This is a genomic window from Streptomyces sp. NBC_00727, assembly GCF_045161745.1.
In the GTDB taxonomy this organism is placed as follows: Bacteria; Actinomycetota; Actinomycetes; order Streptomycetales; family Streptomycetaceae; genus Streptomyces.
Window position 1 is genome coordinate 1,094,899 of the sequence record NZ_CP108981.1, and the last position, 25,279, is coordinate 1,120,177.

The 25,279-nt window shown below is 71.3% G+C and carries 23 protein-coding genes; 7 read left to right on the forward strand and 16 right to left on the reverse strand.

Translation table 11 applies throughout. The annotated features are described in order from the left end of the window. Positions 1-23: 23 nt before the first annotated feature. The 3 genes from OG242_RS04730 to OG242_RS04740 all read right to left on the reverse strand — a co-directional run bounded on the left by OG242_RS04730 (position 24) and on the right by OG242_RS04740 (position 4,428). Positions 24-569: a helix-turn-helix domain-containing protein gene (locus OG242_RS04730; RefSeq protein ID WP_405896938.1), complete on the reverse strand. Its 546-nt coding sequence runs from the start codon at positions 567-569 to the stop codon at positions 24-26. Positions 570-740: 171 nt separating this feature from the next. Then, positions 741-3,371 (reverse strand): ABC transporter permease/substrate binding protein, encoded by a 2,631-nt coding sequence (locus OG242_RS04735; protein ID WP_405896939.1) that lies wholly within the window; start codon positions 3,369-3,371, stop codon positions 741-743. After that, the gene (locus tag OG242_RS04740; protein ID WP_405901504.1) at positions 3,364-4,428 is read right to left on the reverse strand and encodes a glycine betaine/L-proline ABC transporter ATP-binding protein; all 1,065 of its coding nucleotides are present in this window, start codon (positions 4,426-4,428) and stop codon (positions 3,364-3,366) included. The genes OG242_RS04735 and OG242_RS04740 overlap by 8 nt, the downstream gene beginning before the upstream one ends. Positions 4,429-4,748: 320 nt before the next feature. Here OG242_RS04740 and OG242_RS04745 point away from each other — a divergent pair, with 320 nt between their 5' ends. Together OG242_RS04745 and OG242_RS04750 are read left to right on the forward strand one after the other, a co-directional pair. After that, complete coding sequence (locus OG242_RS04745) at positions 4,749-5,657, forward strand: 5'-3' exonuclease H3TH domain-containing protein (protein WP_405901505.1); 909 nt, start codon at positions 4,749-4,751, stop codon at positions 5,655-5,657. An 80-nt stretch (positions 5,658-5,737) separates the two neighbouring features. Continuing rightward, positions 5,738-6,580, forward strand: coding sequence for a siderophore-interacting protein (locus tag OG242_RS04750; protein ID WP_405896940.1), 843 nt, complete (start codon positions 5,738-5,740; stop codon positions 6,578-6,580). 72 nt (positions 6,581-6,652) lie between these two features. On the opposite strand, the gene OG242_RS04755 is transcribed toward OG242_RS04750, so the two are convergent. From OG242_RS04755 to OG242_RS04765, 3 genes are all read right to left on the reverse strand, one after another. Next, a complete protein-coding gene (locus OG242_RS04755) occupies positions 6,653-7,432 on the reverse strand; it encodes an ABC transporter permease (protein ID WP_405896941.1) in 780 nt (259 codons plus the stop codon). Then, positions 7,429-8,439, reverse strand: coding sequence for an ATP-binding cassette domain-containing protein (locus OG242_RS04760; RefSeq protein ID WP_405896942.1), 1,011 nt, complete (start codon positions 8,437-8,439; stop codon positions 7,429-7,431). The genes OG242_RS04755 and OG242_RS04760 overlap by 4 nt, the downstream gene beginning before the upstream one ends. A 249-nt stretch (positions 8,440-8,688) precedes the next feature. Beyond that, on the reverse strand, positions 8,689-9,324 hold the full coding sequence (locus OG242_RS04765) for a PadR family transcriptional regulator (RefSeq protein WP_405896943.1): 636 nt from the start codon (positions 9,322-9,324) through the stop codon (positions 8,689-8,691). Between the two features lie 210 nt (positions 9,325-9,534). Here OG242_RS04765 and OG242_RS04770 point away from each other — a divergent pair, with 210 nt between their 5' ends. Beyond that, positions 9,535-10,119, forward strand: a complete 585-nt coding sequence (locus OG242_RS04770; RefSeq protein WP_405896944.1) for a sigma-70 family RNA polymerase sigma factor — start codon at positions 9,535-9,537, stop codon at positions 10,117-10,119. Next, positions 10,116-10,877 (forward strand): anti-sigma factor domain-containing protein, encoded by a 762-nt coding sequence (locus OG242_RS04775; protein WP_405896945.1) that lies wholly within the window; start codon positions 10,116-10,118, stop codon positions 10,875-10,877. The genes OG242_RS04770 and OG242_RS04775 overlap by 4 nt, the downstream gene beginning before the upstream one ends. Positions 10,878-10,911: 34 nt before the next feature. Here OG242_RS04775 and OG242_RS04780 read toward each other — a convergent pair whose 3' ends face one another. The 5 genes from OG242_RS04780 to OG242_RS04800 are packed head-to-tail and all read right to left on the reverse strand — an operon-like array spanning position 10,912 to position 16,316. After that, entirely contained in the window at positions 10,912-11,715 is an 804-nt protein-coding gene (locus OG242_RS04780) for a DUF1295 domain-containing protein (protein ID WP_405896946.1), read from the reverse strand. Continuing rightward, positions 11,712-13,043: a class I SAM-dependent methyltransferase gene (locus OG242_RS04785; RefSeq protein WP_405896947.1), complete on the reverse strand. Its 1,332-nt coding sequence runs from the start codon at positions 13,041-13,043 to the stop codon at positions 11,712-11,714. The genes OG242_RS04780 and OG242_RS04785 overlap by 4 nt, the downstream gene beginning before the upstream one ends. Further along, on the reverse strand, positions 13,040-14,326 hold the full coding sequence (locus OG242_RS04790) for a class I SAM-dependent methyltransferase (RefSeq protein ID WP_405896948.1): 1,287 nt from the start codon (positions 14,324-14,326) through the stop codon (positions 13,040-13,042). The genes OG242_RS04785 and OG242_RS04790 overlap by 4 nt, the downstream gene beginning before the upstream one ends. Continuing rightward, complete coding sequence (locus OG242_RS04795; protein WP_405896949.1) at positions 14,323-15,045, reverse strand: DUF1365 domain-containing protein; 723 nt, start codon at positions 15,043-15,045, stop codon at positions 14,323-14,325. The genes OG242_RS04790 and OG242_RS04795 overlap by 4 nt, the downstream gene beginning before the upstream one ends. Next, a complete protein-coding gene (locus tag OG242_RS04800; protein ID WP_405896950.1) occupies positions 15,042-16,316 on the reverse strand; it encodes an NAD(P)/FAD-dependent oxidoreductase in 1,275 nt (424 codons plus the stop codon). The genes OG242_RS04795 and OG242_RS04800 overlap by 4 nt, the downstream gene beginning before the upstream one ends. A 229-nt stretch (positions 16,317-16,545) precedes the next feature. On the opposite strand from OG242_RS04800, the gene OG242_RS04805 reads away from it, so the two are divergent. The 3 genes from OG242_RS04805 (at position 16,546) to OG242_RS04815 (ending at position 19,512) form a co-directional block, all read left to right on the forward strand. Beyond that, positions 16,546-18,096 carry a sulfite oxidase gene (locus OG242_RS04805; RefSeq protein ID WP_405901506.1) on the forward strand — a complete coding sequence of 517 codons (1,551 nt, stop codon included), beginning with the start codon at positions 16,546-16,548 and terminating at the stop codon, positions 18,094-18,096. 110 nt (positions 18,097-18,206) lie between these two features. After that, the gene (locus tag OG242_RS04810) at positions 18,207-18,854 is read left to right on the forward strand and encodes a fasciclin domain-containing protein (protein WP_405896951.1); all 648 of its coding nucleotides are present in this window, start codon (positions 18,207-18,209) and stop codon (positions 18,852-18,854) included. A 211-nt stretch (positions 18,855-19,065) separates the two neighbouring features. Beyond that, complete coding sequence (locus tag OG242_RS04815; RefSeq protein WP_405896952.1) at positions 19,066-19,512, forward strand: SPW repeat protein; 447 nt, start codon at positions 19,066-19,068, stop codon at positions 19,510-19,512. A 77-nt stretch (positions 19,513-19,589) separates the two neighbouring features. On the opposite strand, the gene OG242_RS04820 is transcribed toward OG242_RS04815, so the two are convergent. From OG242_RS04820 to tatA, 5 genes are all read right to left on the reverse strand, one after another. Continuing rightward, the gene (locus OG242_RS04820; protein ID WP_405901507.1) at positions 19,590-22,424 is read right to left on the reverse strand and encodes a DEAD/DEAH box helicase; all 2,835 of its coding nucleotides are present in this window, start codon (positions 22,422-22,424) and stop codon (positions 19,590-19,592) included. A 44-nt stretch (positions 22,425-22,468) separates the two neighbouring features. Beyond that, positions 22,469-23,377, reverse strand: a complete 909-nt coding sequence (locus OG242_RS04825) for a diacylglycerol kinase (protein WP_405896953.1) — start codon at positions 23,375-23,377, stop codon at positions 22,469-22,471. A gap of 110 nt (positions 23,378-23,487) precedes the next feature. Next, positions 23,488-23,682 (reverse strand): hypothetical protein, encoded by a 195-nt coding sequence (locus tag OG242_RS04830; protein WP_405896954.1) that lies wholly within the window; start codon positions 23,680-23,682, stop codon positions 23,488-23,490. Positions 23,683-23,922: 240 nt separating this feature from the next. Further along, positions 23,923-24,891, reverse strand: coding sequence for a twin-arginine translocase subunit TatC (tatC, locus tag OG242_RS04835; protein ID WP_405896955.1), 969 nt, complete (start codon positions 24,889-24,891; stop codon positions 23,923-23,925). Between the two features lie 73 nt (positions 24,892-24,964). Continuing rightward, positions 24,965-25,255, reverse strand: a complete 291-nt coding sequence (gene tatA / locus OG242_RS04840) for a Sec-independent protein translocase subunit TatA (RefSeq protein ID WP_405896956.1) — start codon at positions 25,253-25,255, stop codon at positions 24,965-24,967. Positions 25,256-25,279 lie beyond the last annotated feature (24 nt).

The window sequence follows — 25,279 nt, forward strand, 5'->3', positions numbered from 1 at the left end:
CCGCCGCCGGCGGTCCCGGGCGGTCAGCGCCTGGGGTCGGACGTGGCGTCGATGTGTTCGGCGACCGCGACGCACAGCAGCCGGGTGCCCGGGAGGGTGGCCCGCCAGCGGTGGCGGACCCCGCCGGACAGGAAGAGGGTGTCGCCCTGGACCAGCCGGTAGGCCCGGCCCTCGGCCTCCACCTCGGCGGCGCCCTCTGCGACGTACATGATCTCGTCGTTGCGGTGCTGGAACTCGCGCCCGAGGTCGAGCTCCCCGGTGAACTCCAGGGCGCTGAGCTGGTGGCGTCCGCGCACCACCCGGTGCACGCCGTCCTCGTGGGCGGCGCGCACGACGTCGACCGCGCGCGCCGAGTCCGCGGCGGCGCGCAGCCGCGCGGTGGTGGTCTCCAGCGCTTCGGCGACCCGGTCCAGGGACCGGGCGCTGGGTCTGGCGCGTTCGTTCTCGATCTGGCTGAGGAACGGCACGGAAAGACCGCTGCGCGAGGCGACGGCGGCCAGGGTGAGTCCCAGGGATCTGCGCTGTCGGCGGACCGCTGCGCCCACCCGGAGTGTTTCCTTCTCGTCCATGTCCGGCTCCCTCCCGTCGCCATCCTTCCGGTTACGGGCGCCGCGCGCACACCGTTACGCCAGGACGACCCGGAAAGTGACCGCACCGTCACGCGGGAAGGGGTGGGCCACGCCGTCGGCGCGACCCACCCCTTCACGGGCTGCGGCCCTGGTGGGGGCCGGTGCGAGCTCCTACTGGGGAGCCATCTTGTCCGCGATGCCCGGGTTCTTCTCCATCCAGGCCTTCACGGCTTCCTCCTCGTGTCCCGTACCGAGCTTCTGGATCTGGTTCTCCAGACCGGCGAGCTGCTTCTCGCTCATCTTGAAGTCCTTGAACCACTTCGTCAGCTGCGGGTAGTTCCGCGGGAACTCCTTGGACGCGATGGTGTGCAGCCGGTCGCCCTCGCCGAACGCCTTCTTCGGGTCCTGGAGCTTGGTCATCCCGTACTCGCTGTACGCCCAGTGCGGGGTCCACAGCAGGACGGCGATGGGCTCCTTCTTGGCGTACGCGCGCTTCAGCTCGGCGAGCATGCCGGGCGTCGAGGAGTCGACGACCTCGTACTCGTCGTCCAGGCCGTAGGCCGGGAGCACGTTCTTCTTGAGGTTCTCCATCGTGGCGGTGCCGGGCTCGATGCCGATGATCCGGCCCTTGAACTTCGACGCCTTGCCCTTGAGGTCGGCCAGGGACTTCACGTCCTTGACGTAGTCGGGCACCGCGACCTCGATGGAGGTCGGGCCGTACCAGGAGCCGATGTCGGTGAGCTTGGAGCCGTACTTGTCCCAGTAGTTCTTCTGGGTGAAGGGGAGCCAGCCGTCGAACTGCACGTCGAGCTGGCCGCGCGACATCGCGGTGTACATCGGACCGACCTCGAACTGCTTGAGGTTGACCTTGTAGCCGCGGTCCTCCAGGACGGCCTTCCACAGGTACGTGGCGGCGATGTCCTCCTCCCAGGGGAACCACGCCATCTCGACGGGGCGGTCGCGCTCGTCCTTGCCGTTCGCGCCCTTGGCGGGGGCGGACTTCACCGGGGTCCACTTGTCGGCGACGTCCGGGTTGGCCTTCAGCCAGGTGCGGACGGCCTCCTGCTCCTTGCCGGAGCCGCTCTTCTGGATCTGGGCCTCAAGGCTGGTGAGCTGGTCCTCGCTCATCTTGAAGTCCTTGAGCCACTTGCCGACCTCGGGGTTGTCCCCGGTGAATCCCTTGCGGGTCAGCGTGTGGATGCCGTCGCCCTTGCCCCAGAGGTTCTTGGGGTCCTTGAGCTTGGTCAGCTCGTACTGGTTGTACGCCCAGTGCGGCGACCACAGCGGGACGACGATCGGTTCCTTCTTGGCGTACGCGCGCTTCAGCTCGGCCAGCATGGACGGCGTGGAACCGTCGACGACCTTGTACTCCTTGTCCAGGCCGTAGCCGGGCAGGATCTTGTCCTTGAGCAGGCCCGTCTCACCGGCGCTGGGCTCGATGCCGACGACCCGGCCCTTGAAGTCGGACGCCTTGCCCTTGAGGTCGGACAGGGACTTCACGTCCTTGACGTAACTGGGGACGGCCAGCTCCAGCGAGGTGGGGCCGAACCAGGAGCCCATGTCGTCCAGGCGGTCCTTGTACTTCTTCCAGTACGAGGCGTGGGTGACCGGCAGCCAGGAGTCGGTCTCGAAGTCGATCTGGCCGCCGGCCATGCCGGTGTACAGCGCGCCGGCCTCGTACTGCTTGACGTCGACCTCGAAGCCGCGGCGCTCCAGCAGCTCCTTCCACAGGAACGTCGAGGCGATGCCCTCGTCCCACGGGATGTAGCCCATGCTGATCTTCTTGCCGGCCCCGATGTTCTTCGGGTCCGACGCGGTCGTGGACTCGTCGTCGGAGGAGCCGAAGAGCCCCATGCCGCCGGCGACGAGCGCGAGGGCGACGACGCCCGCGACGGCGACGACGGGCTGCGGGCGGTGGTGCCAGATCTTCAGACCGCCGGCCATCGACTGCGCCTTGGCGAGCGCGCGGCGGGCGAGCGGGGAGACCTCGCGGCCCAGGGCGCTGGTCATCCGGTCCAGGTACATGGCCAGGATGACGATGGAGACACCGGCCTCGAAGCCGAGGCCGACGTCGACGTTGCCGATGGCGCGGTAGACGGAGCCGCCGAGGCCGCCGCCGCCGACCATGCCGGCGATGACCACCATGGACAGGCCCAGCATGATGACCTGGTTGATGCCCGCCATGATCGTGGGCAGCGCCAGCGGCAGCTGGACCCGCAGCAGGGTGTTGCGGGAGGTGGTGCCGAAGGCCTCGGCCGCCTCGACGAGCTCGCCGTCGACCTGGCGGATGCCGAGTTCGGTCATCCGGACGCCCGGGGGCAGCGCGAAGATGATGGTGGCGATGATGCCGGGTACGACGCCGACGCCGAAGAAGATCACACCGGGGATCAGGTAGACCATGGCGGGCATGGTCTGCATGAAGTCCAGGACCGGCCGGGTCACCGCGCTCACCGTCTTGGAGCGGGAGGCCCAGATGCCGAGCGGCACGGCCAGCACCAGCGTCACGATCGTCGCGACGAGCACCAGGGTGAGCGTGTCCATCGCCTCGTCCCACAACTCGACCGAGTCGATGAGGGCGAAGCCGACGAACGCGAGGATTCCGGCGAGCAGGCCGCGCAGCCACCAGGCGATGACGGCGACGATGCCCGCGAAGAGCAGGGGGGCCGGAGCGGAGAGCACGGCGGCGATGCCGTCGAACATGCCGCTCACGACGGAGCTGATGGCGTCGAAGAGCCAGGAGAGGTGGGTCTGGAGCCAGTCGACCGCGGAGTCGACCCAGTCGCCGAGATGGAGCCTAAACACCGGCCACCTTCTTCAGCGAGGTAGCGGCGTCCTGGGGAGCCTGGGCGGGGGGCATCGGCTCGCCGAGCACGGCGAGCAGCCGCTCGCGGGGCACGACGCCGAGGAGCTTGCCCTTGTCGTCGGTCACGGCGACCGCGACGCGGCTCTGCGAGCAGGGCGTGAACAGCTCGATGATCGGCGTGGACTCGGTGACGGTGGCCGGGGTGGCCCGCAGCACGTCGTCGGTGTTCCGTATCTCCTTGCCCTGGTCGCAGAGCGAGCCGATGATGGTGTCCGTCTCGGCCATGATCGCGCCGGCGGTCAGCACCCGGGAGCGGTCGACGTCCTGGGTGAAGGAGGCGACGTAGTCGTTGGCCGGGGTGACGAGGATGTCCTCGGCGGTGCCGAGCTGGACTATCTCGCCGTCGCGCATCACGGCGATGCGGTCCCCGAGGCGCATGGCCTCGTTGAGGTCGTGGGTGATGAAGACGATGGTCTTCTTCAGCCGCTTCTGGAGCTCCAGGAGCTGGTCCTGCATGTCGCGGCGGATCAGCGGGTCGAGCGCGCTGAAGGACTCGTCCATCAGGAGCAGGTCGGCGTCGGTGGCGAGCGCGCGGGCGAGGCCCACGCGCTGCTGCATGCCGCCGGACAGCTCGTCGGGCCAGGACTTCTCCCAGCCGGCCAGACCGGTCAGCGCCAGGGCCTCGGTGGCGCGGCGGTTGCGCTCCGCGCGCGGGACGCCCTGCACCTCCAGGCCGTACGCGGCGTTCTCCAGGACGCTCCGGTGGGGGAAGAGCGCGAAGTGCTGGAACACCATGCTGATCTTGGTGGAGCGGACGTGGCGGAGCTCGGCGGGGCTCAGGGCGGTCAGGTCCTGGCCGTCGAAGAGCACCTGGCCGGAGGTGGGCTCCAGCAGGCCGTTGAGCATCCGCAGCAGCGTGGACTTGCCCGAGCCGGACAGACCCATCACGACGAAGATCTGGCCCGGTTCAACGGTGAACGACGCGTCGATCACCGCTGCGGTCGTTCCGTCGGCGCGCAGCGCGTCGCGGCCGGTACCGCCCCGCAGCTTCTGCACGGCTTGATCGGGTCGTCTGCCGAACACCTTGTACAAGTGCTCGGCTTGCAGCGTGGACACATACACCTCACGTGTTGAACCGAGAACGGTCTGCCACCCCCGCCGGCAGACCGTGGAGCGGCACGGCTTCCGTCCGCATGGCACGTGCACTGGTTGAAAATGCGACGTGGTCCGCTCCGATGGCGCGCCTGCCCCCACTTACTCGGAGCAAACGCAAGAGTGACCTGGATCACATAAAACGGCCTGGTTTTCCGGGGACCGCGTCCGCGGCGGCCGCTGTCGGTGCCGTGCGGCATCATCGGCGTGTGACGCGACGCCTGATGCTCCTCGACACCGCCTCCCTCTACTTCCGCGCCTACTTCGGCGTGCCCGATTCGGTGCGCGCGCCGGACGGGACTCCGGTCAACGCCGTGCGCGGGCTGCTGGACTTCATCGGCCGCCTCGTGCAGGACCACCGGCCGGACGACCTCGTCGCCTGCTGGGACGCGGACTGGCGGCCGCAGTGGCGGGTCGACCTCATCCCCACGTACAAGGCGCACCGGGTGGCGGTCGAGACCGGGGCGGGCGTGCCCGACGAGGAGGAGACGCCGGACACGCTGGCCCCACAGGTGCCGGTCATCGCGGAGGTGCTGGACGCGCTCGGCATCGCCCGGGTCGGCGCCGAGGGGTACGAGGCGGACGACGTGATCGGCACGCTGACCGGGCGGGCGGCCGGGCCTGTCGACATCGTCACCGGCGACCGGGACCTCTACCAGCTGGTGGACGACGCCCGCGGGGTGCGGGTGCTCTACCCGCTGAAGGGGGTCGGCACCCTCCAGCTGACGGACGAGGCATGGCTGCGCGAGAAGTACGGGGTGGACGGCCCCGGGTACGTGGACCTGGCTCTGCTGCGCGGCGACCCGAGCGACGGGCTGCCCGGCGTGCCCGGCGTCGGCGAGAAGACGGCGGCGAAGCTGCTGGACGCCTTCGGCGATCTGGCCGGGATCATGGCAGCGGTGGACGATCCGGCGGCGAAGCTGACGCCCTCGCAGCGCAAGCGGCTCGACGAGGCCCGCGCCTATGTGGCCGTCGCACCGAAGGTGGTGCGGGTCGCCGGTGACGTACCGCTGCCGGACTTCGATCCGGCGCTGCCGGCCGGGCCGCGCGACCCGGCCGCGCTGGAGGCCCTCGTGGCCCGGTGGGGGCTCGGTGGAGCGGTGGGTCGGCTCCTCGACGTACTGCACCCCTGAGGTGTTAGGTTAGGTCACCCTAAGGCCTATGTCGGCTTCGGTCGACGGTCACCGATTTCCGGCAACAGGGAGCAGACCTCGTGGCAGAACGACCGGAGCGGCGGGCACCGAAGGCTCAGGGGGCGCAGGTCCTGCGCACCGAGCAGATCACCCCGCACATGATCCGGGTGGTGCTCGGCGGTGACGGTCTCGCCGATTTCGCGCTCGCGGGCTATACCGATCACTACCTCAAGCTGTGCTTCGCCCCCGAGGGCGCGGACTACGAGCACCCCTTCGACATCGCCCGCATCCGTGAGGAGTACCCCCGCGAGCTGTGGCCCACCACCCGTACCTACACGGTGCGTTCGTGGGACGCCGCCGCCCGGGAGCTGGCGATCGACTTCGTGGTGCACGGCGACGAGGGCCTCGCCGGGCCCTGGGCGGCCCGCGCCGAGGCCGGTGACCAGGTGACGTTCCTGGGCCCCGGCGGTGGTTACGCCCCCGACGCATCGGCGGACTGGCACCTGCTGGTGGGCGACGAGAGCGCGCTGCCGGCCGTCGCCGCCGCGCTGGAGCAGATGCCGGCGGGTGCGGTGGTGCGCGCGTTCGTCGAGGTGGAGGACGCGGCGGAGGAGCAGAAGACCGCCACGCCGGACGGCGTCGTGATCACGTGGCTGCACCGGGCCGGCCGCCCGGTCGGTGAGGCGCTCACCGAGGCCGTGAAGGGCCTGGAGTTCCCGCCCGGCGACGTCCAGGCGTTCGTCCACGGCGAGGCGGGCTTCGTGAAGGACATCCGCCGCCACCTGCGCCTGGAGCGCGCGATCCCGGCGTCCCAGCTGTCGATCTCCGGCTACTGGCGGCTCGGCCACGACGACGAGTCCTGGCGCTCCGTCAAGCGCCAGTGGAACGAGCAGGTGGAACGCGAGCAGGAGGGCGCGGCGTAAGCCCTCCCGTACGTCCGGCTCCTGTGCCCCGGTCCGGCGGACCGGGGCACAGCCATGTCGCCGGGCTGTCCGTCAGACGGACTTCTGGTACGAGCGGAACGTACGGGTCGACAGCGCCACGGAGGCCAGGGCGAGCAGCACCAGCCCGCCGCAGCGGGTGACGACCAGCTGCCAGTCGGGATCGGCACCCAGCGCGGAACGTCCGGCCAGCATGGCCCAGTTGACCGGGTTGAAGGCGGCGATGTCCCGCATCCAGCCGGGCATCTGGCTCGGGGCCATGAAGGACGTGGACAGGAAGGTCAGCGGCATCAGCAGGAAGGTGTTGATGCCGATGATCGACTCCCGCTCCCGGACGATCATGCCCACGGCGTTGGACAGCGCCCCGAAGACGGTGCCGAGCAGCACCGAGGCGACGACCAGGATCAGCAGTCCGACGGCGCCGCCCGGGTAGCCGGCACCCGCCGCCCGGCCGAGCAGCAGGATGACCACGGACTGGGCGGTGGTGGCGATGCCGTTCTGCACGACGTTGGCGTTCATCAGGGCGTTGCGGCTGACGGGCGTGGTGAGGAAGCGGTTGAGGGTGCCGCGCTCGATCTCCTCCAGGGTGCCCATCCCGGCCCACATGCTCGATCCGAGCGCGCTCATCACGACGATGCCGGGGACGAGGTAGTCCAGGTAGGAGGTGGTGCCGAAGCCGCCGAGCTCGACGACCTTCCGGAACAGGTTGCCGAACAGGAACAGCCAGATCACCGGCTGGATCAGGGAGATCGCGAGGAAGACGGGCTGCCGGAAGATGGACATCAGCTGGCGCTGCGTCATGTACCAGGTCTGGGCCAGGGCCTGACCGCTCATCGGGCGCCTCCCGCCGTGAGGGCCGGTCCGGGGGTGTTCGCCGGTTCGGTCTCCGCCTCCTGGAAGCGGCGGCCCGCGTAGCGGAGATAGACGTCGTCGAGCGAGGGACGGGCGACGGTGGCCGCCGCGACGGCGGCCCCGGCCCGCTCCAGTGCGGCCAGCAGTACGGGGACTGCGGCGGCGCCGTCCTCGGCCCGGACGCTGACTCGGCGCCCTTCGGCCACCGCCTCGTGCACCCCGGGCAGCCCGGCGAGCGCGGTGACGGCCTCGGGTCCGGCGTCGGCGCGCAGCTCCACGTGGACGGCGTCGCCGCGCAGTTCGCCCTTGAGCTCGTCCGGGGTGCCCTCGACGACTATCCGGCCGCGGTCGACGATCGCGATGCGTTCGGCGAGCCGGTCCGCCTCCTCCAGGTAATGCGTGGTGAGCACGATGGTCAGGCCCTCGTCACCGGCCAGCCGGGATATCTCCTCCCACATCGCCGTACGGGACTCCGGGTCGAGGCCGGTCGTCGGCTCGTCCAGGAACAGCACCTCGGGCCGGTGCATCAGCCCGAGGGCCACGTCCAGCCGGCGGAGCATGCCGCCGGAGTACCCCTTGACCAGGCGCTTTCCCGCGTCCGCGAGGGCGAAGCGCGCCAGCAGCCCGTCCGCGCGGCGCTGCACGGCGGCGCCCCGCATCCCGTGGAGCCGGCCCTGGAGGAGCAGGTTCTCGCGGCCGGTGGCGACCGGGTCGGCACCGGACTTCTGGGCGACCACGCCGATCGCGCGGCGCACCCGGTCCGGGTGGGCCAGGGCGTCGTGGCCGGCGACGGACGCGGTCCCGGAGTCGGGGCGGGCGAGGGTGGTGAGGATCTTGACGGTGGTGGACTTCCCGGCACCGTTGGGCCCGAGGAGGCCGAGGACGGTGCCGGGGGCGACGGTGAGGTCCATGCCGCGCAGCGCGGTGACCCCTCCCGGATAGGTCTTGACGAGTTGTCGCGCCTCGACAGCGGGCGCACGGGTACTCATGGCGGAGTTCTCCTGTGGTCGGCCGGGCGTCCGGGGCTCGGACGCCGTCGGGCCGGGCCGGTCCGCGTGAGGAGTGCCGGGCTATCCTGGGTGTGCCGCACCTCGATGGCCCGGGCCGCCTCCACGGCCGTCCGGCTTGGGGTTCGAGACCCCGGCGGAAGCTGCTCCAACAGCCCCGTCGGGGTCTTTTCCTCTGTGCCTGGTCCTGCTCGTCTCCTCTGTGCCTGGTCCTGCTCGTCTCCTCTGTGCCTAGTCCTGCTCGTCGAGGTCCTGCCAGTCCTGCGGGACCTCGCCGGTCTCGTGGAACGACCTCCACTCCTCGATGCCGCTGATGGTGGCCTCGCCGATCTCCTTGCGGAACTTGGCGATCCATTCCACCTGCGCCTCCAGCATGTGGACCTGGTACTCCGTCTCCACGATGAAGACCCGGGGCAGCGAGTCCCCGAGCTGGCCCAGCACCCCGCGCAGCGCCGCCGCCTGCATCGACTGCGCCTGCTCGCGGTCCCCGAGTAGTTCGTTCACCTCGTCCGGCGGCAGTACGGGGAGCAGGGCGAGGGCGGTGTCGAAGGCGGGGTACTCCTCGGCCGGCACCGCGATCAGGTCGGAGAGCCAGTCCAGCATCTCGGCGCGCCCGGCCTCGGTGATGCCGTACAGCGTGCGTTCGGGGCGGTTGCCCTGCCGCTGTACGCCCGCCACCTCGACGTACCCGTGCTTCTCCAGGTTCTGGACGACGGTGTACAGCGAGCCGAAGTTGATCTTGACGCTGTGCTGCTTGCCGCGCCTGCGGAGGGTCTGGGCGATCTCGTACGGGTGCATGGACCGCTCGGCGAGCAGCACCATCACCGTGAGCGCCAGCGGATTGCCGAGTTTTCGCCGCTTGGCCACCGCACCCACCCCCGCAATCATTCCGGCACCGAATACTCGTGGCCGAACATAGCTCGATTTCCGAAAGTGCGTCAACCGCGATGTATCGCGTCCCCTGAACGGTCCGCGCCGCCGCGCGGTCGTGGCAGGATCTGCCGCTTCCGGCCAATCCGCACCGGCACCGGCTCCGAATCACCTCCGGAGAGCGATGACCACCGAAGGGACCCCCGCGTGAAAGAAGCCGTGTACATCAGCGGAACGGCCTCGGCGGGGCCGGATCTCCAGGAGCTGATGGGAAGGGTCGCCCGGGGCGACCAGGACGCCTTCGCCCAGGTCTACGACGCGGTGAACGGTCCGGTGCTCGGGCTCGTACGCGGAGTGCTGCGCGACCCCGCCCAGTCGGAGGAGGTCGCCCAGGAGGTCCTGGTGGAGGTGTGGCGCACCGCGTCCCGCTTCCAGGCGGCCCGGGGCAGCGCCATGAACTGGGTGCTCACCCTGGCCCACCGCCGCGCCGTCGACCGGGTCCGCTCCGCGCAGGCGTCGGCCGCCCGCGAGCACAAGGCCGCGCTGCTCGACCGCACGCCCGCCTTCGACGAGGTCACCGAACAGGTCGAGACCCGGCTGGAGCGCGAGCAGGTGCGCCGCTGCATGCGGACCCTCTCCGAGCTCCAGCGGGAGTCCGTCACCCTGGCGTACTACCAGGGGCTGACCTATCGCGAGGTGGCCGAACTGCTCGCGGTGCCGCTCGGCACGATCAAGACTCGACTGCGCGACGGGCTGATCCGGATGCGCGACTGCCTGGGGGTGAGCTCATGACCGACGCCGGACTGCACACACTGACGGGCGCCTACGCCCTGCACGCCCTGCCGGACACGGAACGCCGGGACTTCGAACGGCACCTCGGCGACTGCGACGCGTGCTCCATCGAGGTGCGCGAGCTCTCCGAGACCGCGACGCGGCTCGGCCTGGCCGCCGCCGTGCCGGCCTCCCGGGAGCTGCGGGAGCGGGTGCTGCGGGAGATCACGACCGTACGCCAGGAGCCGCCGGACGTCTCCCGCCGCGAACGCGCGTCGGACCGCCGGTCCGGGGCCGCAAGGTGGTCGCGGTTCGCGCTCGCCGCCTGCCTGGCCGGGGCGGTGGGTCTCGGCGGGGTCGCCGTGTGGCAGCACCAGGAGGCGCGGGACGCCCAGCAGCAGGCGGACGCCACCCGGCGCCAGGCCGAGCAGGTGGCCCGGGTGCTGGCCGCCCCCGACGCGAAGACCTCGTCCGGCACGCTGGAGGACGGGGCGCAGGGCACGGTGGTGGTCTCCCGGAGCGAGGACCGCGCGGTGTTCCTGGCCACCGGGCTGGCCGACGCCCCGAGCGGCAAGGTGTACCAGCTGTGGTTCGACGACGGCGGCACGATGCGTTCGGCGGGCCTGATGCAGGCCTCGGGCCCGTCCTCGACGACGTACACGGCCCTGCTCGACGGTCCGGTGGACGGGGCGACGGGCATGGGCATCACCGTCGAACCGACGGGCGGCTCGGCGCGGCCGACCTCGGATCCGCTGGCGCTGATGAAGCTGCCGGCGTGAGCGGCCGGCCCGGTGCACCCCGGGCCGGCCCTCCTCAGCCCCGGCGCGGCGGGCGCGGGAAGAAGCCGCTGGTGCGTGCGGCGTACGCGGCGAAGCCGGGGCGGTCGGCCATGTGCCGTTCCAGCAGGGCCTTGCCGCTGCCGCCGATGAGCAGATACGTCATCAGGGCGGGCGCCACCAGCGTCGCCGCGGCGGCGGCCGGGGCCTGGCAGACGATCAGGAACAGGCCCCACCAGACGCAGAAGTCCCCGAAGTAGTTGGGGTGCCGGGTCCAGGACCACAGCCCCCGGTCCATGATCTTCCCCCGGTTGCGGGGGGCGGCCTTGAACCGGGCGAGCTGGTGGTCGCCCACGGCCTCGAAGAACATGCCGACCGCCCAGAGCGCGGTGCCGGCCCAGGCGAGGGCGTTGACCGGCCCGGTGAGGTATCCGGCCGCCTGCACGGGGAGCGAGATCAGCCAGACCAGGGCGCCCTGGACCAGATAGACCTTCCGCAGGGCGTGGAGGTCGGGGTTGCCGGGCGCCTTGGCGAGCATCTTCTCGTAGCGCGGGTCCTCGCCGTGGCCCCGCCCGCGCCGGGCGATGTGCCATCCCAGGCGCAGCCCCCAGAGCGCGGTGAGCACCGTGACGAGCAGCCGGCGCGTGGCGTCCCCCTCCGCCGCCGACAGTCCGTACGAGACGAGGGCTACCGCGGCGAAGCCCAGGCCCCAGGCCACGTCCACGCCCCGGTGCATGCCCCGGCGCACCCCGGCCGCGAACGCGGCGAGCAGGACGAGCAGGGCGGCGCCCGCGCAGGGTGCGAGGCCCCGCGCGAACGCCTCCCAGGCGAAGCCGCTCATGACGCGCCCGCATCCGCGCGGAGTTCATCGCGGGTGTCCGGCATCCCCGACCCCCCGTCGCCACCGGGCCGTACGGCGAGGATCTGGTCCACGCCCATCCGCCGCTCCGCGAACGCGAGGGCGCCGCCGGCCAGATACAGCCGCCACACCCGTACGGTCTCCTCGCCGACCAGGTCCGTGAACCGCGCCTCGTTCTCCTCCAGGGTCCGGCGCCATGCGTCGACGGTCCGGACGTAGTGCTCCCGCAGCCCGTGGACGTCGCGCACCTCCAACCCGGCGCCCTCCAGCAGCCCGACGGTCTCTCCGAGCGGGCGCATGTGCATGTCGGGCGCGATGTACGCCTCGATGAACGCGCCGCCGCCCGGCGCGTTGCGCCCGCGCGACATCTGCTGGACGAGCACCCGGCCGCGCGGGCGGACCATGCCGTGCAGGGTCGCCGCGAAGGCCGGGTACTGGGCGTCCCCGACGTGCTCGCCCATCTCGATGGTGGACACCGCGTCGTAGCCGCCCTCGTGGTCCGGGGCCGCCGCGATGTCGCGGTAGTCGCAGCAGCGCACCTCCACCAGGTCCGCGAGACCGCGGTCGGCGACCTGCTTGCGCACGTACGCCGCCTGCTCGGCGGCGAGGGTGACCGCGGTGACCCGGACGCCGTGCCGCTGGGCCGCGTACAGCGTCAGCGAGCCCCAGCCGCAGCCGATGTCCAGCAGCCGCGCACCGGGGCGCAGACCCAGCTTTCCGCAGATCAGCTCCAGCTTGTCGCGCTGCGCGTCGGCCGGGCCGTAGCCGGGTTCGTCGCTGGTCCAGTAGCCGCAGGAGTACGCCATCGTCTCGTCGAGGAGGAGGGCGTAGAAGGCGTTGGAGAGGTCGTAGTGGTGGCTGATCGCGGCCCGGTCGCGGGCCTTGCTGTGCAGGGAGCCGTCGAGTCCGGTGGCGCGGGCGGCGGGCACGGGCGGCCGGGGCCCGGCCGCGCCGAGGCGCACGGCGGTCCCGGCGGCGCGCAGCCGGTCGGCGAGGCGGGGGCGGGGTGCGGCGAGTCCGCGCTCGCGTACGGCGCGGCGCACGGCTCGCAGGCCGTCGGCGAGGTCGCCCTCGATGTCGATGTCACCGGTGATGTACGCCTCCGCGAGGCCCAGTTCGCCCGGTTCCCACAGGAGGCGGCGCAGGGCGCGGCGGGCCCGGATGTGGATCAGGGGGCCGTCGGCGGCGCCGGTCTCGCTGCCGTCCCACATGCGCACCCTGACCGGGAGCCGGCCGCCGAGGAGCTGCTCGACGAGGGGTTCGATGCGCTGGGCGGCACCGTGGGCGGGGCGTTTGTCGGTGAGTGTCATGCCGTTTCCTGTTCCTGACGGGTCAGCAGCAGTTGCCGCACATCGAGGTAGCCGGAGCGGAAGCCCGCTTCGGAGTAGGCGAGGTAGAAGGTCCACATGCGGCGGAAGGTGTCGTCGAAGCCGAGCGCGTTGACCTGCGAGGCCTCGGCGGTGAACCGTTCGCGCCACAGCCTGAGCGTCTCGGCGTAGTGCGTGCCGAAGCCGTCGGAGCGTTCCACGCGCAGTCCGGTGTGGGCGGCGTTGACCCGGTCGATGGCCTCGGTGGACGGGAGTTGGCCGCCCGGGAAGATGTACTTGTGGATCCAGGTGAAGGTGGACCGGCCGGCCCGCATGCGGTCGTCGGGCATGGTGATGGCCTGGAGGGCGATCCGGCCGGCGGGGGCGAGCAGCCGGTCCAGGGCGCGGAAGTAGACGGGCCAGAACTCCGCGCCGACCGCCTCGATCATCTCGACGCTGACGATCGCGTCGTACGTCCCCTCGATCTCCCGGTAGTCGCACAGCCGGATGTCGACGCGGTCCGCGTGGCCGGCTACGGCGATCCGCCGCAGGGCCAGCTCGCGCTGTTCCCGGGAGAGGGTGACGGAGACGACGTGGGCACCGCGCGCGGCGGCGCGTAGGGCGAGCTCGCCCCAGCCGGTGCCGATCTCCAGGAGCCGGGTGCCGGGGCCGACGGCGGCGAGGTCGAGCAGCCGGTCGATCTTGCGGTGCTGGGCGGCGGGCAGCAGGGCGGGTTCGGCGGGGAAGCCGCGGAAGAGCGCCGATGAGTAGCTGAGGGTCTCGTCGAGAAAGAGCGCGAACAGCTCGTTGGACAGGTCGTAGTGGTGGCTGATGTTGGCCCGGGCGCCTTCGCGGGTCCCGGTCTGGGCCTCGGGCCGGCGGCGCGCCCACACTCGGCGCAGCCGTTGCAGGGGCTGCGGGACCAGGGTGGCGACGTGGCCGGCCAGGACGGTCAGCACACCGACGGGGTCGGGCGCGTCCCACTCGCGTGCCATGTAGGACTCGCCGAAGCCGATGAGGCCGCTCGCGCCGGTCCTGCGGAAGAAGGCGTCGGGGTCGCGGACGTCCATCAGGGGCCCGCCGAGCCCGATGTCCTCCCGCCCGCCGAGGCGGACGCGCAGCGGCAGCCGGGCCAGGGCGCGGCGGACGACCCGCTCGGCGACGGCGGTCCGCAGCCGGGAGGCACGGGGCAGGGCCACGACGTCCGGCCAGTGCGCCGGGTCGATGCCCCCCGCGCCCGTGGCGGGGGCGGGCACGGACGGGGTACGGAACGTGGAGGCGCTCATCGCATGCCTTCCTGGGTGCGGTGGTGGGGGCGGGGCCGGACGGGCAGCCCGCGCAGGTAGAGCCGGATGCCGTGCAACCGGATGGCGGCCGAGACGACGGCCGTGGACCAGGGGTGCCGCAGGGCGAGGCCGAGCAGGACGCGGGCGGCAGCCGGGCGCCGCTCGCCCCGGACGGTCGCGGTGAACGGGCGGGTGCCGGCGCGTTCCAGGCGGACCGTCAGCCGCAGCTCCGGGCCCGGTTCGGGCAGCCGCATCCAGTACTCGCCGTCGGTGCCGAAGAACGGCGAGACGTAGAACTCCTTGCTGGTCACCGACCGCCCCCGGTCGTCGGGGCGCAGCAGGTAGCAGTGGCGTTCGCCGTACGTGTTGTGCACCTCGGCGACCGTGCACAGTGGGGTGCCGTCGGCGCGCCGGCACCAGTAGACGGTGAGCGGGTTGAAGACGTGCCCGAAGACCCGGGCCTGGCTCAGCATGAGGACGGTGCCGTCGGCAAGGTCGATGCCGCGGGCGGCCAGGAAGCGGGCGAGCCCGGCCCGGATCGTCGGGGCGGTGCCGCCGAAGTGGTCGCGGGCGTCGAAGCGGGCGAGGAAGCGCAGGGCGCGCGGCAGCGGCGGGGGCCCGTCGGGGTCGGTCAGCCACAGGTAGGTGCGGTGGTGGAGGGCGTACCGGCTGGGCGCGGTCCGTATGTGGGTGATCGTGCACGGGTAGAGGGCGTTCACCAGTCCACCCCCAGCGCGGCCGCGGCCTCGGCGCCCGAGCGGCAGCCGTCCTCGTGGAACCCCCAGCCGTGGTAGGCGCCCGCGTAGGCGGTGACCGGCCCGGACAGGGTGGGCAGCCGGGCCTGCGCGGCCACGGACTCCGGGGTGTAGACGGGGTGTTCGTAGACCATGCGGGCCCGGACGAGGCCGGGGGCGACGCGGTCGGCGCCGTTCAGCGTGACGACGAAGGTCTCCGGGGCGTCGAGGCGCTGGAGCCGGTTCATGTCGTAGCTGACGGTGACGTGGGAGGCGTCGGCGGCGCAGTCGGGCATCAGGTAGTTCCAGGAGGCGCGGGCGCCGGGCGCCCCGGGCAGCAGCCGGGTGTCGGTGTGCAGCAGGGTGGCGTTGCGGGAGTAGCGGAAGGCGCCCAGGGTGCGGGTCTCGTCGTCGGTGGGGTCGGCGAGGAGGCGGAGGGCCTGGTCGGGGTGGGTGGCGACGACGACGTGGTCGAAGGGTTCGGCGGTGCCGTCGTCGGTGGTGATCTCGACGCCGTCGGCGTGCCGGCGGACGCTGCGGACCGGGGTCGCGGTGCGGACGGCGGAGAGCTGCTTGGTCACCCGCTCCACATAGGCGCGCGAGCCTCCGGTGACGGTCCGCCAGGCCGGGGAACCGCCGATCGCGAGCATGCCGTGGTGGTCGAGGAAGCGGAAGAGGTAGCGGGCCGGGTAGCGCATCGCGGTCACCGGGTCGCAGGACCAGACCGCCGCCACCACGGGCGTCAGGAAGTGGGCGGTGAAGTACGGCGAGAAGCGGCCGCGCGCGGCGAACTCCCCCAGGGTCAGCGCCTCCGCGTCCGGTCCGCCGTCCCGCAGCAGCCGCCCGGCCAGCCGGTGGAAGCGGGGCACGGCGGCGAGCATCCGCGGATAGGCGGGGTCGCGGAGCGCCGCCGGGCGGGCGAGGAGACCGGCCGGGCCGCGGGCCCCCGCGTACTCCAGGCCGCATCCCTCGCACCGGACGGACATGCTCATCTCCGACTCCTGAGTGGGCACGCCGAGTTCGGCGAAGAGCCGCAGCAGGTGCGGGTAGGTGCGCCGGTTGTGGACGATGAAGCCGGAGTCGACGTGGTGGACGCGGCCGTCGGCCCCGGGCAGGTCGTGGGTGTGCGCGTGGCCGCCCACCCGGTCGTCCGCCTCGAACAGCGTCACGTCATGGGCCCTTCGCAGGATGTGGGCGGCCGTCAGTCCCGCCACCCCGCTGCCCACGACGGCCGTGCGTCGCCGCCTGTCGCTCATTGCGCTCCTTCCGGACCGGCCCCGACGCCCTGTCCCCGAAGACGGAGGGGCGGCGGATGCCTCTTTGGACGTGATTCGTTGCCGGCCACTGGGCGGATTGGCGGAACCCGGCGTTCATCCGATCGGGTGACAGACCAATCCGTGCGGCGCGCGGCACCGAATAACCGTCGTGAGTGAAGATCGGAACGATCCGGAGAGCGGGGCCGCCGTGCCCCGGCGGTCCCGCTGGGTGCGTGCGGCCTGCGCGGCGCTCGGCGGTGTGATCGCCGGGTTCTGCGCCCTGGCCGTCGCCGAGCTGGTGGCGGCGCTGGTGCGTCCCGAGGCGGGTCCGGTCACGGCGGTGGGCGGTGCGGTGATCGACCGCACTCCCCCGGCGCTGAAGGACTTCGCCGTACGGAACTTCGGGACCAACGACAAGCTGGTCCTGGAGCTGGGGATTCTGGCGATCCTGGCGCTGTTCGCCGTGTCGGTCGGGCTGCTGACGCTCCGCCACCGGCTCGCCGGGTCGGCGGCCGTGCTGGTCTTCGGGGCGGTCGGGGCGGCGGCGGCGATCGGGCGGCCCGAGGGCCGGGTCTCCGACGCCCTGCCCTCCGTGGTGGGCGCGGTGCTGGCCGCGGGGGTGCTGTACTTCCTGGCCGGCCGGCTGTCCCCGGCCGTGGCCCCCTCCTCGGGGGAGGGGGCCACGAGCGGCTTCGACCGGCGCGGGTTCGTCGTCGCGGCGAGTGCCGCCGCGGTGGCCTCGGCCGGGGCCGGGCTGCTGGGGCGGCGGCTCACGTCGGCCGTGCAGGCCGGGGCCGAGGCGTCCCGGCGCGATCTGAAGCTCCCGGTGCCCGGATCCCCCGCCCCCGCCGTGCCGGCCGGTGCGGATCTCGGGATCCGGGGGCTGAGCCCCTTCGTCACGCCCAACAAGGACTTCTACCGCGTCGACACGGCCCTGGTCGTGCCGAGGGTGGACGCCGGGGGGTGGCGGCTGCGGATCCACGGCAAGGGCGTGTCCCGGCCGGTGACGCTCAGCCTGCAGGACCTGATGCGCCGCAAGGCGGTCGAGCGCGACATCACGCTGACCTGCGTCTCCAACGAGGTGGGCGGGCCGTACGTCGGCAACGCCCGGTGGCTCGGCGTGCGCCTGGCCGACCTGCTGCGGGAGGCGGGCGTGCGGCCCCCGTCGGAGGGGGGACCGGCCGATCAGCTCGTGGCGCGTTCGGTGGACGGCATGACGATCGGCACGCCGGTCGAGGACGTCATGGACGGTCGCGAGGCCCTGCTCGCCTTCGGCATGAACGGGGAGCCGCTGCCCTTCGAGCACGGCTTCCCGGTCCGGATGGTCGTACCCGGCCTGTACGGGTACGTGTCGGCCTGCAAGTGGATCAAGGACATCGAGCTGACCACCTTCGACGCGTACGACGCGTACTGGGTGAAGCGGACCTGGTCCCGGCGGGCGCCCATCAAGACCCAGGCCCGCATCGACACCCCGCGGCCCTTCGCCTCCCCGAAGGCCGGCACGGTGGCGGTCGCCGGGGTCGCCTGGGCCCAGCACCGCGGGATCACGCGGGTCGAGGTCCGGGTGGACGACGGGCCGTGGCACCCCGCGCGGCTGGCGGCCCAGGACGGCCGGGACACCTGGCGCCAGTGGGTGTGGGAGTGGCCGGCCACCCCCGGCAGCCACACCCTGGAGGTCCGCGCGACGGACTCCACCGGTGCCGTCCAGACCGGCAGCCGCGTCGGCACCGTGCCCAACGGTGCGACCGGATGGCACTCGGTGGTGGTCGACGTGTCCTGACCGGCGCGGCCCCGCCGCCTCCCCCGATACACGCGACGCCCGCCCGGGCCGTTCGCACCCCAAGTCAACTACTGTACGTAATCAATCAGTTACCCAAACAGGAGAACATCATGAAGGTCATCCACGCCCGCCGCGCCGCCGTCGCGCTGTCCGCCGCGCTCGTCCTGCCGCTGGCCCTGACGGCCTGTTCCGACGACTCCAAGGACAGCGCGTCCGGGGCGAGCGCCAGCTCCGCGAAGGCCCCGGCCTCGCCGTCCGCCGAGAAGTCCATGGACATGGACAAGCCCTTCGGCCCGGCCTGCGCGTCGGTCCCGAAGAGCGGCGCGGGCTCCTTCAACGGCATGGCCAACGACCCGGTCGCCACGGCCGCCTCGAACAACCCGGCGCTGTCCACCCTGGTCACCGCGGTCAAGAAGGCCGGCCTGGTGGACACCCTGAACAACGCGCAGAACATCACCGTGTTCGCCCCGACCAACGACGCCTTCGCCAAGATCCCGAAGGCGGACCTCGACAAGCTGCTCGCCGACAAGGACGCGCTCACCAAGGTCCTCACGTACCACGTGGTGGGCCAGAAGCTGACGCCGAAGCAGCTGGAGAAGGGCTCCTTCGAGACGCTGGAGAAGGGCGAGCTGAAGACGTCCGGCTCGGACATGACGTACACCGTGAACGACTCGTCGAAGGTCGTCTGCGGCAATGTCCCGACCGCCAACGCGACGGTCTACATCGTCGACACGGTGCTCATGCCGCCCGCCGCGTGATCACGTTCCTCGCGGCGGGCCCGGAGGCCCGCCGCGAGGGCCGGCGCGAGGGCCGGTGCGAGGCCCGCCGCGAGGGCCGGTGCGGATCCTGCGGACACCGAGCCCTCTCGAACCTACACATAAGCGACGAATAAGAGCAGAATGGTCAGTGCGGGCCACTTCCCGCGTACGGCGGTGACCGGGTCCGCACGATCCGAAGGGGACGAAACTCATGTCAAACGTCTCGCACGTCGGCCACGACATGGCCGGACACCCCGATGCACCGGAGATGAGCGACCGCTACGCGCGCGTGATGGGCGGCCGCGACGTGGCGCTCGTGGACGCGCCGCTCTTCCTGGTCGGCCTCTACTGCGCCGTATCTCCGTGGATACTGCACTTCACCACGTCGCAGTCCGCCCTGGTGACGCACAACCTGGTCATGGGCATCGCGATCGCCGTGCTCGGCCTCGGTTTCACCGCGATGCCGCGGCGGATGTACGGCCTGAGCTGGGCCATCTGCGCGATGGGCGCCTGGATGATCATCTCGCCCTGGGTGGTGGGCAGCAGCCCGGACACCGGCGTCATCCTCAACAACGTCATCATCGGCGGCCTGACCGCCCTGCTCGGACTGGTCTGCGCGGGTGCGTCGATGAAAATGAGCCGAGGCGGCCGGTCCTAGCCGGCCCTCCCCCGAGGTAGGGACCCCACAGGGAAGCCGACCGGACCCCAGCGGTATCCGGCCGGCTTCCGCGTGTCTCAGCCCAGGGAGCTGTACGCGACAACGCCCCGCAGCACCTCGTCGACCGCCTTGCGGGCGTTCCGCGCGACCGAGCTGTCCTCGCGCGGCGCGGCGGCGGCCACCTGGCCCAGCACGTCGATGACCTGCTTGCACCAGCGCACGAAGTCACCCGCCGGCATGTCCGCCTCGCGCAGCACCTCGTCCAGCGGGCGGCCGGACGCCCACATGTAGACCGCCCAGGCGAAGCCGAGGTCGGGCTCGCGCTGGCCGACGCCCTCCGCCTGGTTGATCTTGAAGTCCTCCTCCAGGGCGTCGAGCCGCCCCCAGATGCGGACCATCTCGCCCAGCGCGGTCTTCGCGGGCCCGGACGGCAGCTTCGGCGCCACCGCGTCGTCCGCCTGCCGCGCCTCGTACACCAGCGCGGAGACGCACGCGGCGAGCTCGGCCGGGTTCAGCCCCTCCCAGACGCCGGCCCGCAGGCACTCGCTCGCCAGCAGGTCCAGCTCGCCGTAGAGCCGGGCCAGCCGCCGCCCGTGCTCGGTGACCTCGCTGCCGCGCAGGTAGTCCAGCTCGGTGAGCAGGGCGACGATCCGGTCGAAGGTGCGGGCGATGGTGTTGGTGCGCCCCTCGATGCGGCGCTCCAGCTGCCGGGTGTCGCGCTGCAGCCGGTGGAAGCGCTCCGCCCACCGGGCGTGGTCCTCGCGCTCGTCGCACCCGTGGCAGGGGTGGGCGCGCAGTTCGGACCGCAGGCGCGCGATCTCGCGGTCGTCGGCGGCGGGGGCGCGCCCCCGGCGGTGCCGGTCCGGGACGGTGTGCCCGGCCTTGGACCGCAGCGCGGAGGCCAGGTCCCGCCGCGACTGCGGCGAGCGCGGGTTGAACGACTTGGGCACCCGCATCCGCTCCACGGCCTCCACGGGCACCGGGAAGTCGATCGAGGCGAGCCGCTTCACCTGCCGCTCGGCCGTCAGCACCAGCGGGCGGGGCCCGTCGTGGTACTCCATGCCGCGGTGCCCGTGCCCGTTGGTGCGCCCGGCCGGCAGACCGGGGTCGAGGACGAGCGCGAGACCGGCGAACTTGCCGGTCGGCACGTGGATGACGTCGCCGGGCTTCAGCTTCTCCAGGGACGCCGCGGCGGCGGCCCGCCGCTGGGACGCACCCTGTTTGGCGAGCTCCGTCTCCCGGTCCTTGAGGTCGCGGCGCAGCCGCGCGTACTCCTCGAAGTCGCCGAGGTGACAGGTCATTCCCTCGCGGTAGCCCTCCAGGCCCTCCTCGTTGCGCTGGACCTGGCGGGAGATCCCGACGACCGACCGGTCCGCCTGGAACTGCGCGAAGGAGGTCTCAAGCAGCTCGCGCGAGCGGTGCCGCCCGAACTGCTGGACGAGGTTGACGGCCATGTTGTACGACGGCCGGAAGCTGGAGCGCAGCGGGTACGTGCGCGTACCGGCGAGTCCGGCGAGGGCGCCCGGGTCCATGCCGCGCTGCCAGAGCACCACGGCGTGGCCCTCGACGTCGATCCCGCGCCGCCCGGCCCGGCCGGTCAGCTGGGTGTACTCGCCGGGGGTGATGTCGGCGTGCTGCTCGCCGTTCCACTTGACGAGCTTCTCCAGGACCACCGAGCGGGCCGGCATGTTGATGCCGAGCGCGAGCGTCTCCGTGGCGAAGACGGCCTTGACCAGGCCCCGGACGAACAGCTCCTCGACGATCTCCTTGAACCTCGGGAGCATCCCGGCGTGGTGCGCGGCGATGCCCCGCTCCAGGCCCTCCAGCCACTCGTAGTAGCCCAGGACGTGCAGGTCCTCGGGCGGGATGGACGCTGTCCGCTCCTCGACGATCTCCCGCACCAGGCGGCGCTTGTCGTCGTCGTTGAGCCGGAGCCCGGCGTGCAGGCACTGCTGTACGGCGGCCTCGCAGGCGGCCCGGCTGAAGATGAACGTGATCGCGGGGAGGAGCCCCTCGGCATCCAGCCGGTCGATGACCTCGGGACGCGACGGGGTCCAGATCCGGCTGCGCTGGCGCCGCTCGCGCTCGCGGTCCGCCTCGCGCACCATCTTGCCGCGCCGGCGCTCGCGCGGGTTGTACCCGCGCTGGTTCTCCATCCGGGCGAGGCGGACGAGGTCGGGGTTGACCTCGCGGCGGCCGGTGCCCCGGCCTCCGTGGTCGCTCTCCTCCTCGAAGAGGTCGTACATCCGGCGCCCGGCCAGCACGTGCTGCCAGAGCGGGACGGGCCGCTGCTCGGAGACGATCACCTCGGTGTCGCCGCGCACGGTGTCCAGCCAGTCGCCGAACTCCTCCGCGTTGGACACGGTCGCCGACAGGGAGACCAGGGTGACGGACGGGGGCAGGTGGATGATCACCTCTTCCCAGACGGCGCCCCGGAAGCGGTCGGAGAGGTAGTGCACCTCGTCCATCACCACGTACCCGAGGCCGTTCAGCGCCTGGGAGCCCGCGTAGAGCATGTTCCGCAGGACCTCGGTGGTCATGACGACGACCGGGGCGTCCGCATTGACGCTGTTGTCCCCGGTGAGCAGGCCGACCTTGTCGGAGCCGTAGCGGCGGACCAGGTCGGCGAACTTCTGGTTGGACAGCGCCTTGATCGGCGTGGTGTAGAAGCACTTGCGGCCCTGCTCCAGGGCGAGGTGCACGGCGAACTCGCCGACGATCGTCTTGCCCGAGCCGGTCGGGGCCGCGACGAGCACGCCCTTCCCGGCCTCCAGCGCCTTGCACGCCTCGATCTGGTACGGGTCGAGACCGAAGTCGTACATCTCGCGGAACGGCCCGAGAGCGGTCGCCTGCTCGGCTGCCCGGAGCCGGAAAGCCTGGTATCGCTCGGCTGGTGAGAGGTCCTCTGTCATCTTGTCCACGAGCCTACCCGCCACCTCTGACAGTGACGCGATCTTTAATCGCCCATGGCCCGGGCTCCCAGCACTCGTACCGCCTTCGGCACGCAGGCGGCGGTCAGCGGGAGCGCGCCGAGGGGTTCACCATCCGCGTACGCGGTGACATCGACGGCTTCGAGGGTGATCGAGGAGACCCGGTGCACGGTGACGGCGGGGTGGCCGAGGTGCGTCCCCTTGTACACCCGGGGGAAGACCTTGAGCAGCGTCGTACGGCTGCACTCGCCGACCACCGTGACGTCGAAGAGGCCGTCGTCCATGACCGCGTCGGCGCAGATCCGCATGCCGCCGCCGTACGCCGTGCCGTTGCCGACCGCGACGAGCGTCGCCCGGATCTCGCGCGCGGGCCCGTCGTCGAGGGTCATGCGGTACGTGACCGGCTTGAAGGCGGCGAGTTCGGCGAGGATCGCCAGGTCGTACTTGAACCGCCCGCCCACCCAGCGCATCCGGTTGCCCCGGTCGTTGACCCGGGAGTCGAACCCGGAGGCGAGCACGGACCCGAACCAGCGCTCCCCGACCCGGCCGAGGTCGATCTCGCGCACGGGCGCCCGGCCCTTGAGCGCGTCGGCGGCGAGCCGGCCCGCCGCCTCCGGGTCGCGTATCGGCAGGCCCAGGGCACGGGCGAAGTCGTTGCCGGTGCCCACCGCCACGACGCCGAGCGGGGTGAGCGTCCCGGCGACCGCCTGGAGGGCCAGGGACATCAGCCCGTCCCCGCCGACGGCTATGAGCGCCCCGGTCCCCTCCGCCACCGCCTCGCGCGCCCGGCGCAGCGCGTCATCCGCGTCCTCGCCGAGGATCGTGCGTACGGAGAAGCCGGCCTCCCGCAACGCGGAAGCGGCCGGCTGCGCGGCCCGCGCGCCCCGGCCGCGTCCCGCGGTGGGATTGACGAAGAGGGTGATCTCGCTGGTCACCCGGGGACCCTACAAGGTCAGGTGATGTTCTCGTAACCGTCGCGCTCACGGTCGAAAACGCTCATCATCGACAGCGGTGCGAGACGAAGGTCAGGCGATGGACTCAACTGTCATTGCTGAGCCACGGGGTTGTCGCACAGTTGGTCGTCACCGAGGTTCGCGACACAGACGGTGAGCTTGATGCGGCTCCCCTTGCCTCCGTAGGTGTTCGTGGTGCTGGCCTCGTAGAAGTTCTTGTCGCACTTCGCCCAGTCACCCTGTCCACGGTCGTTCGTGCACTTACCGTTTCGGTACGCATACCTCATCAGACCACGATGACGCATGCTAAATGCCCCTCCCCTGGGATTGCAAAAAAGGACCCTCTACGCATGTCGTGCCGTGAAGGCCCCTAAACACCAGGTGAACGGCATTCATCCCCCTCTTCGCTCACAAGGCGATTTTCGGCGAACCCTTGGCGGGTTTGCGCCACTTGTCCCCTGTGACACGTAGAAAGGAGACCACCTCATGACCGGTGGCCTCCTCTCCGCGTGACGTGTAGCAGCCCGCTACGTCACGTCGTCATATCCATCCGCGCGATACCCGTCCGCGTGCGAGCGTTCGCCGGTCGCCTGCTCGGGAAACTCTCGACTCGCACTGACCGGCTCGACCGCACCCACGCTCTCCGGCGTGAGGTCAAGGTCGGAAGCCTCGTCATCAGTGGGCCCCTCGGCGCGCCGACGAGCCCGACGACGGTCGTTCGCCAGCGCAATACCCGTAGCCCCGAAGTACAGCAGGCAGATGGGGCCCGCAAGCGCCAGCATGGAAATCGGATCGGTGCTCGGAGTGGCGATAGCGGCGAAGAGCGTAATGCCCAAGATCATGCCGCGCCACCAGCCGATCATCTTCTGACCGGAAAGAACCCCACCGAAGTTCAGCATGACAAGAAGCAGCGGAAGCTCAAAAGCAAGGCCGAACACGAGGATCATCCGCATGATCAGCTGAAGGAGATCGTCGAGAGGAAGCTGGTTGTCGCTTCCGATGAGCGAGAACTCCAACATCACGGAAGCCATCTTGGGCAGCGACCAGTAGGCGAAATATGCCCCCATAACAAACAAGGGGAAACCCGCGCCCACGAAGCCGAGAGCATATTTCTTCTCGTGACGATGAAGTCCTGGGGCGAGAAACCCCCAAAGCTGGTAGAGCCAAACCGGAGACGCCAGTACCGCACCCGCTGAGAACGAGACCGTGAGGGCCAGCGTGAAGGGGCTCAGCAAGCCGTTCTGCACGATACGCGCGCAGTGCGCATCACTGGACGCCTTGGCCAAGTGGGAGAAAGTGTATTCGCATCCCACGGCCTTGAGAATGGGGTTCGTGAAGAACTCCATGACGTCCTTGTAGAAGAAGGCGGCGACGGCGCTCGCGACAACCATCGCCAACACGCTCTTGACGAGCCTGTTTCGGAGCTCGCGCAGATGCTCCCCGAGCGGCATCCGCCCCTCGGGGTCCTTCTCCTGTTTGCGGGCAGACTTGAGCAACCCACGTCCTCATCTCGTGCGCAGGCCGACGCCCAGGGCCGGCCTTCGATCAGCTCTTGATCAGTTCACGGGCTCAGCTCTGCGACTGGTTGGTCTTCTCCGACACGGGACGGGAGCTGGTCACGTCGCCGGGCGCCGCCTTGATGGTGCGCGGCACCGACACGTCCTCGTCGTTGTTCGGCGGGTCCGCGGGAGCCGCCGCTGTGTTGCCGCCCTCACTCTTCATCGCCTTCGCCTCGCTCTTGAGGATGCGGGCGGACTTGCCCAGCGAACGCGCCATGTCGGGGAGCTTCTTCGCACCGAACAGCAGAATGACCACTACGAGAACCAGGATGATCTCGGGGGCACCGAACTTTCCGAACATATCCGTTTACCTTCTTCGCTGAGG

Bases quoted from the DNA above. Each gene is read 5' to 3' on its own strand.
- OG242_RS04730 (WP_405896938.1), bottom strand. From the start codon at position 569: ATGGACGAGAAGGAAACACTCCGGGTGGGCGCAGCGGTCCGCCGACAG.
- OG242_RS04745 (WP_405901505.1), top strand. From the start codon at position 4,749: ATGCTCCTCGACACCGCCTCCCTCTACTTCCGCGCCTACTTCGGCGTG.
- OG242_RS04755 (WP_405896941.1), bottom strand. From the start codon at position 7,432: ATGAGCGGTCAGGCCCTGGCCCAGACCTGGTACATGACGCAGCGCCAG.
- OG242_RS04760 (WP_405896942.1), bottom strand. From the start codon at position 8,439: ATGAGTACCCGTGCGCCCGCTGTCGAGGCGCGACAACTCGTCAAGACC.
- OG242_RS04775 (WP_405896945.1), top strand. From the start codon at position 10,116: ATGACCGACGCCGGACTGCACACACTGACGGGCGCCTACGCCCTGCAC.
- OG242_RS04780 (WP_405896946.1), bottom strand. From the start codon at position 11,715: ATGAGCGGCTTCGCCTGGGAGGCGTTCGCGCGGGGCCTCGCACCCTGC.
- OG242_RS04785 (WP_405896947.1), bottom strand. From the start codon at position 13,043: ATGACACTCACCGACAAACGCCCCGCCCACGGTGCCGCCCAGCGCATC.
- OG242_RS04790 (WP_405896948.1), bottom strand. From the start codon at position 14,326: ATGAGCGCCTCCACGTTCCGTACCCCGTCCGTGCCCGCCCCCGCCACG.
- OG242_RS04800 (WP_405896950.1), bottom strand. From the start codon at position 16,316: ATGAGCGACAGGCGGCGACGCACGGCCGTCGTGGGCAGCGGGGTGGCG.
- OG242_RS04810 (WP_405896951.1), top strand. From the start codon at position 18,207: ATGAAGGTCATCCACGCCCGCCGCGCCGCCGTCGCGCTGTCCGCCGCG.
- OG242_RS04815 (WP_405896952.1), top strand. From the start codon at position 19,066: ATGTCAAACGTCTCGCACGTCGGCCACGACATGGCCGGACACCCCGAT.
- OG242_RS04820 (WP_405901507.1), bottom strand. From the start codon at position 22,424: ATGACAGAGGACCTCTCACCAGCCGAGCGATACCAGGCTTTCCGGCTC.
- OG242_RS04830 (WP_405896954.1), bottom strand. From the start codon at position 23,682: ATGAGGTATGCGTACCGAAACGGTAAGTGCACGAACGACCGTGGACAG.
- tatA (WP_405896956.1), bottom strand. From the start codon at position 25,255: ATGTTCGGAAAGTTCGGTGCCCCCGAGATCATCCTGGTTCTCGTAGTG.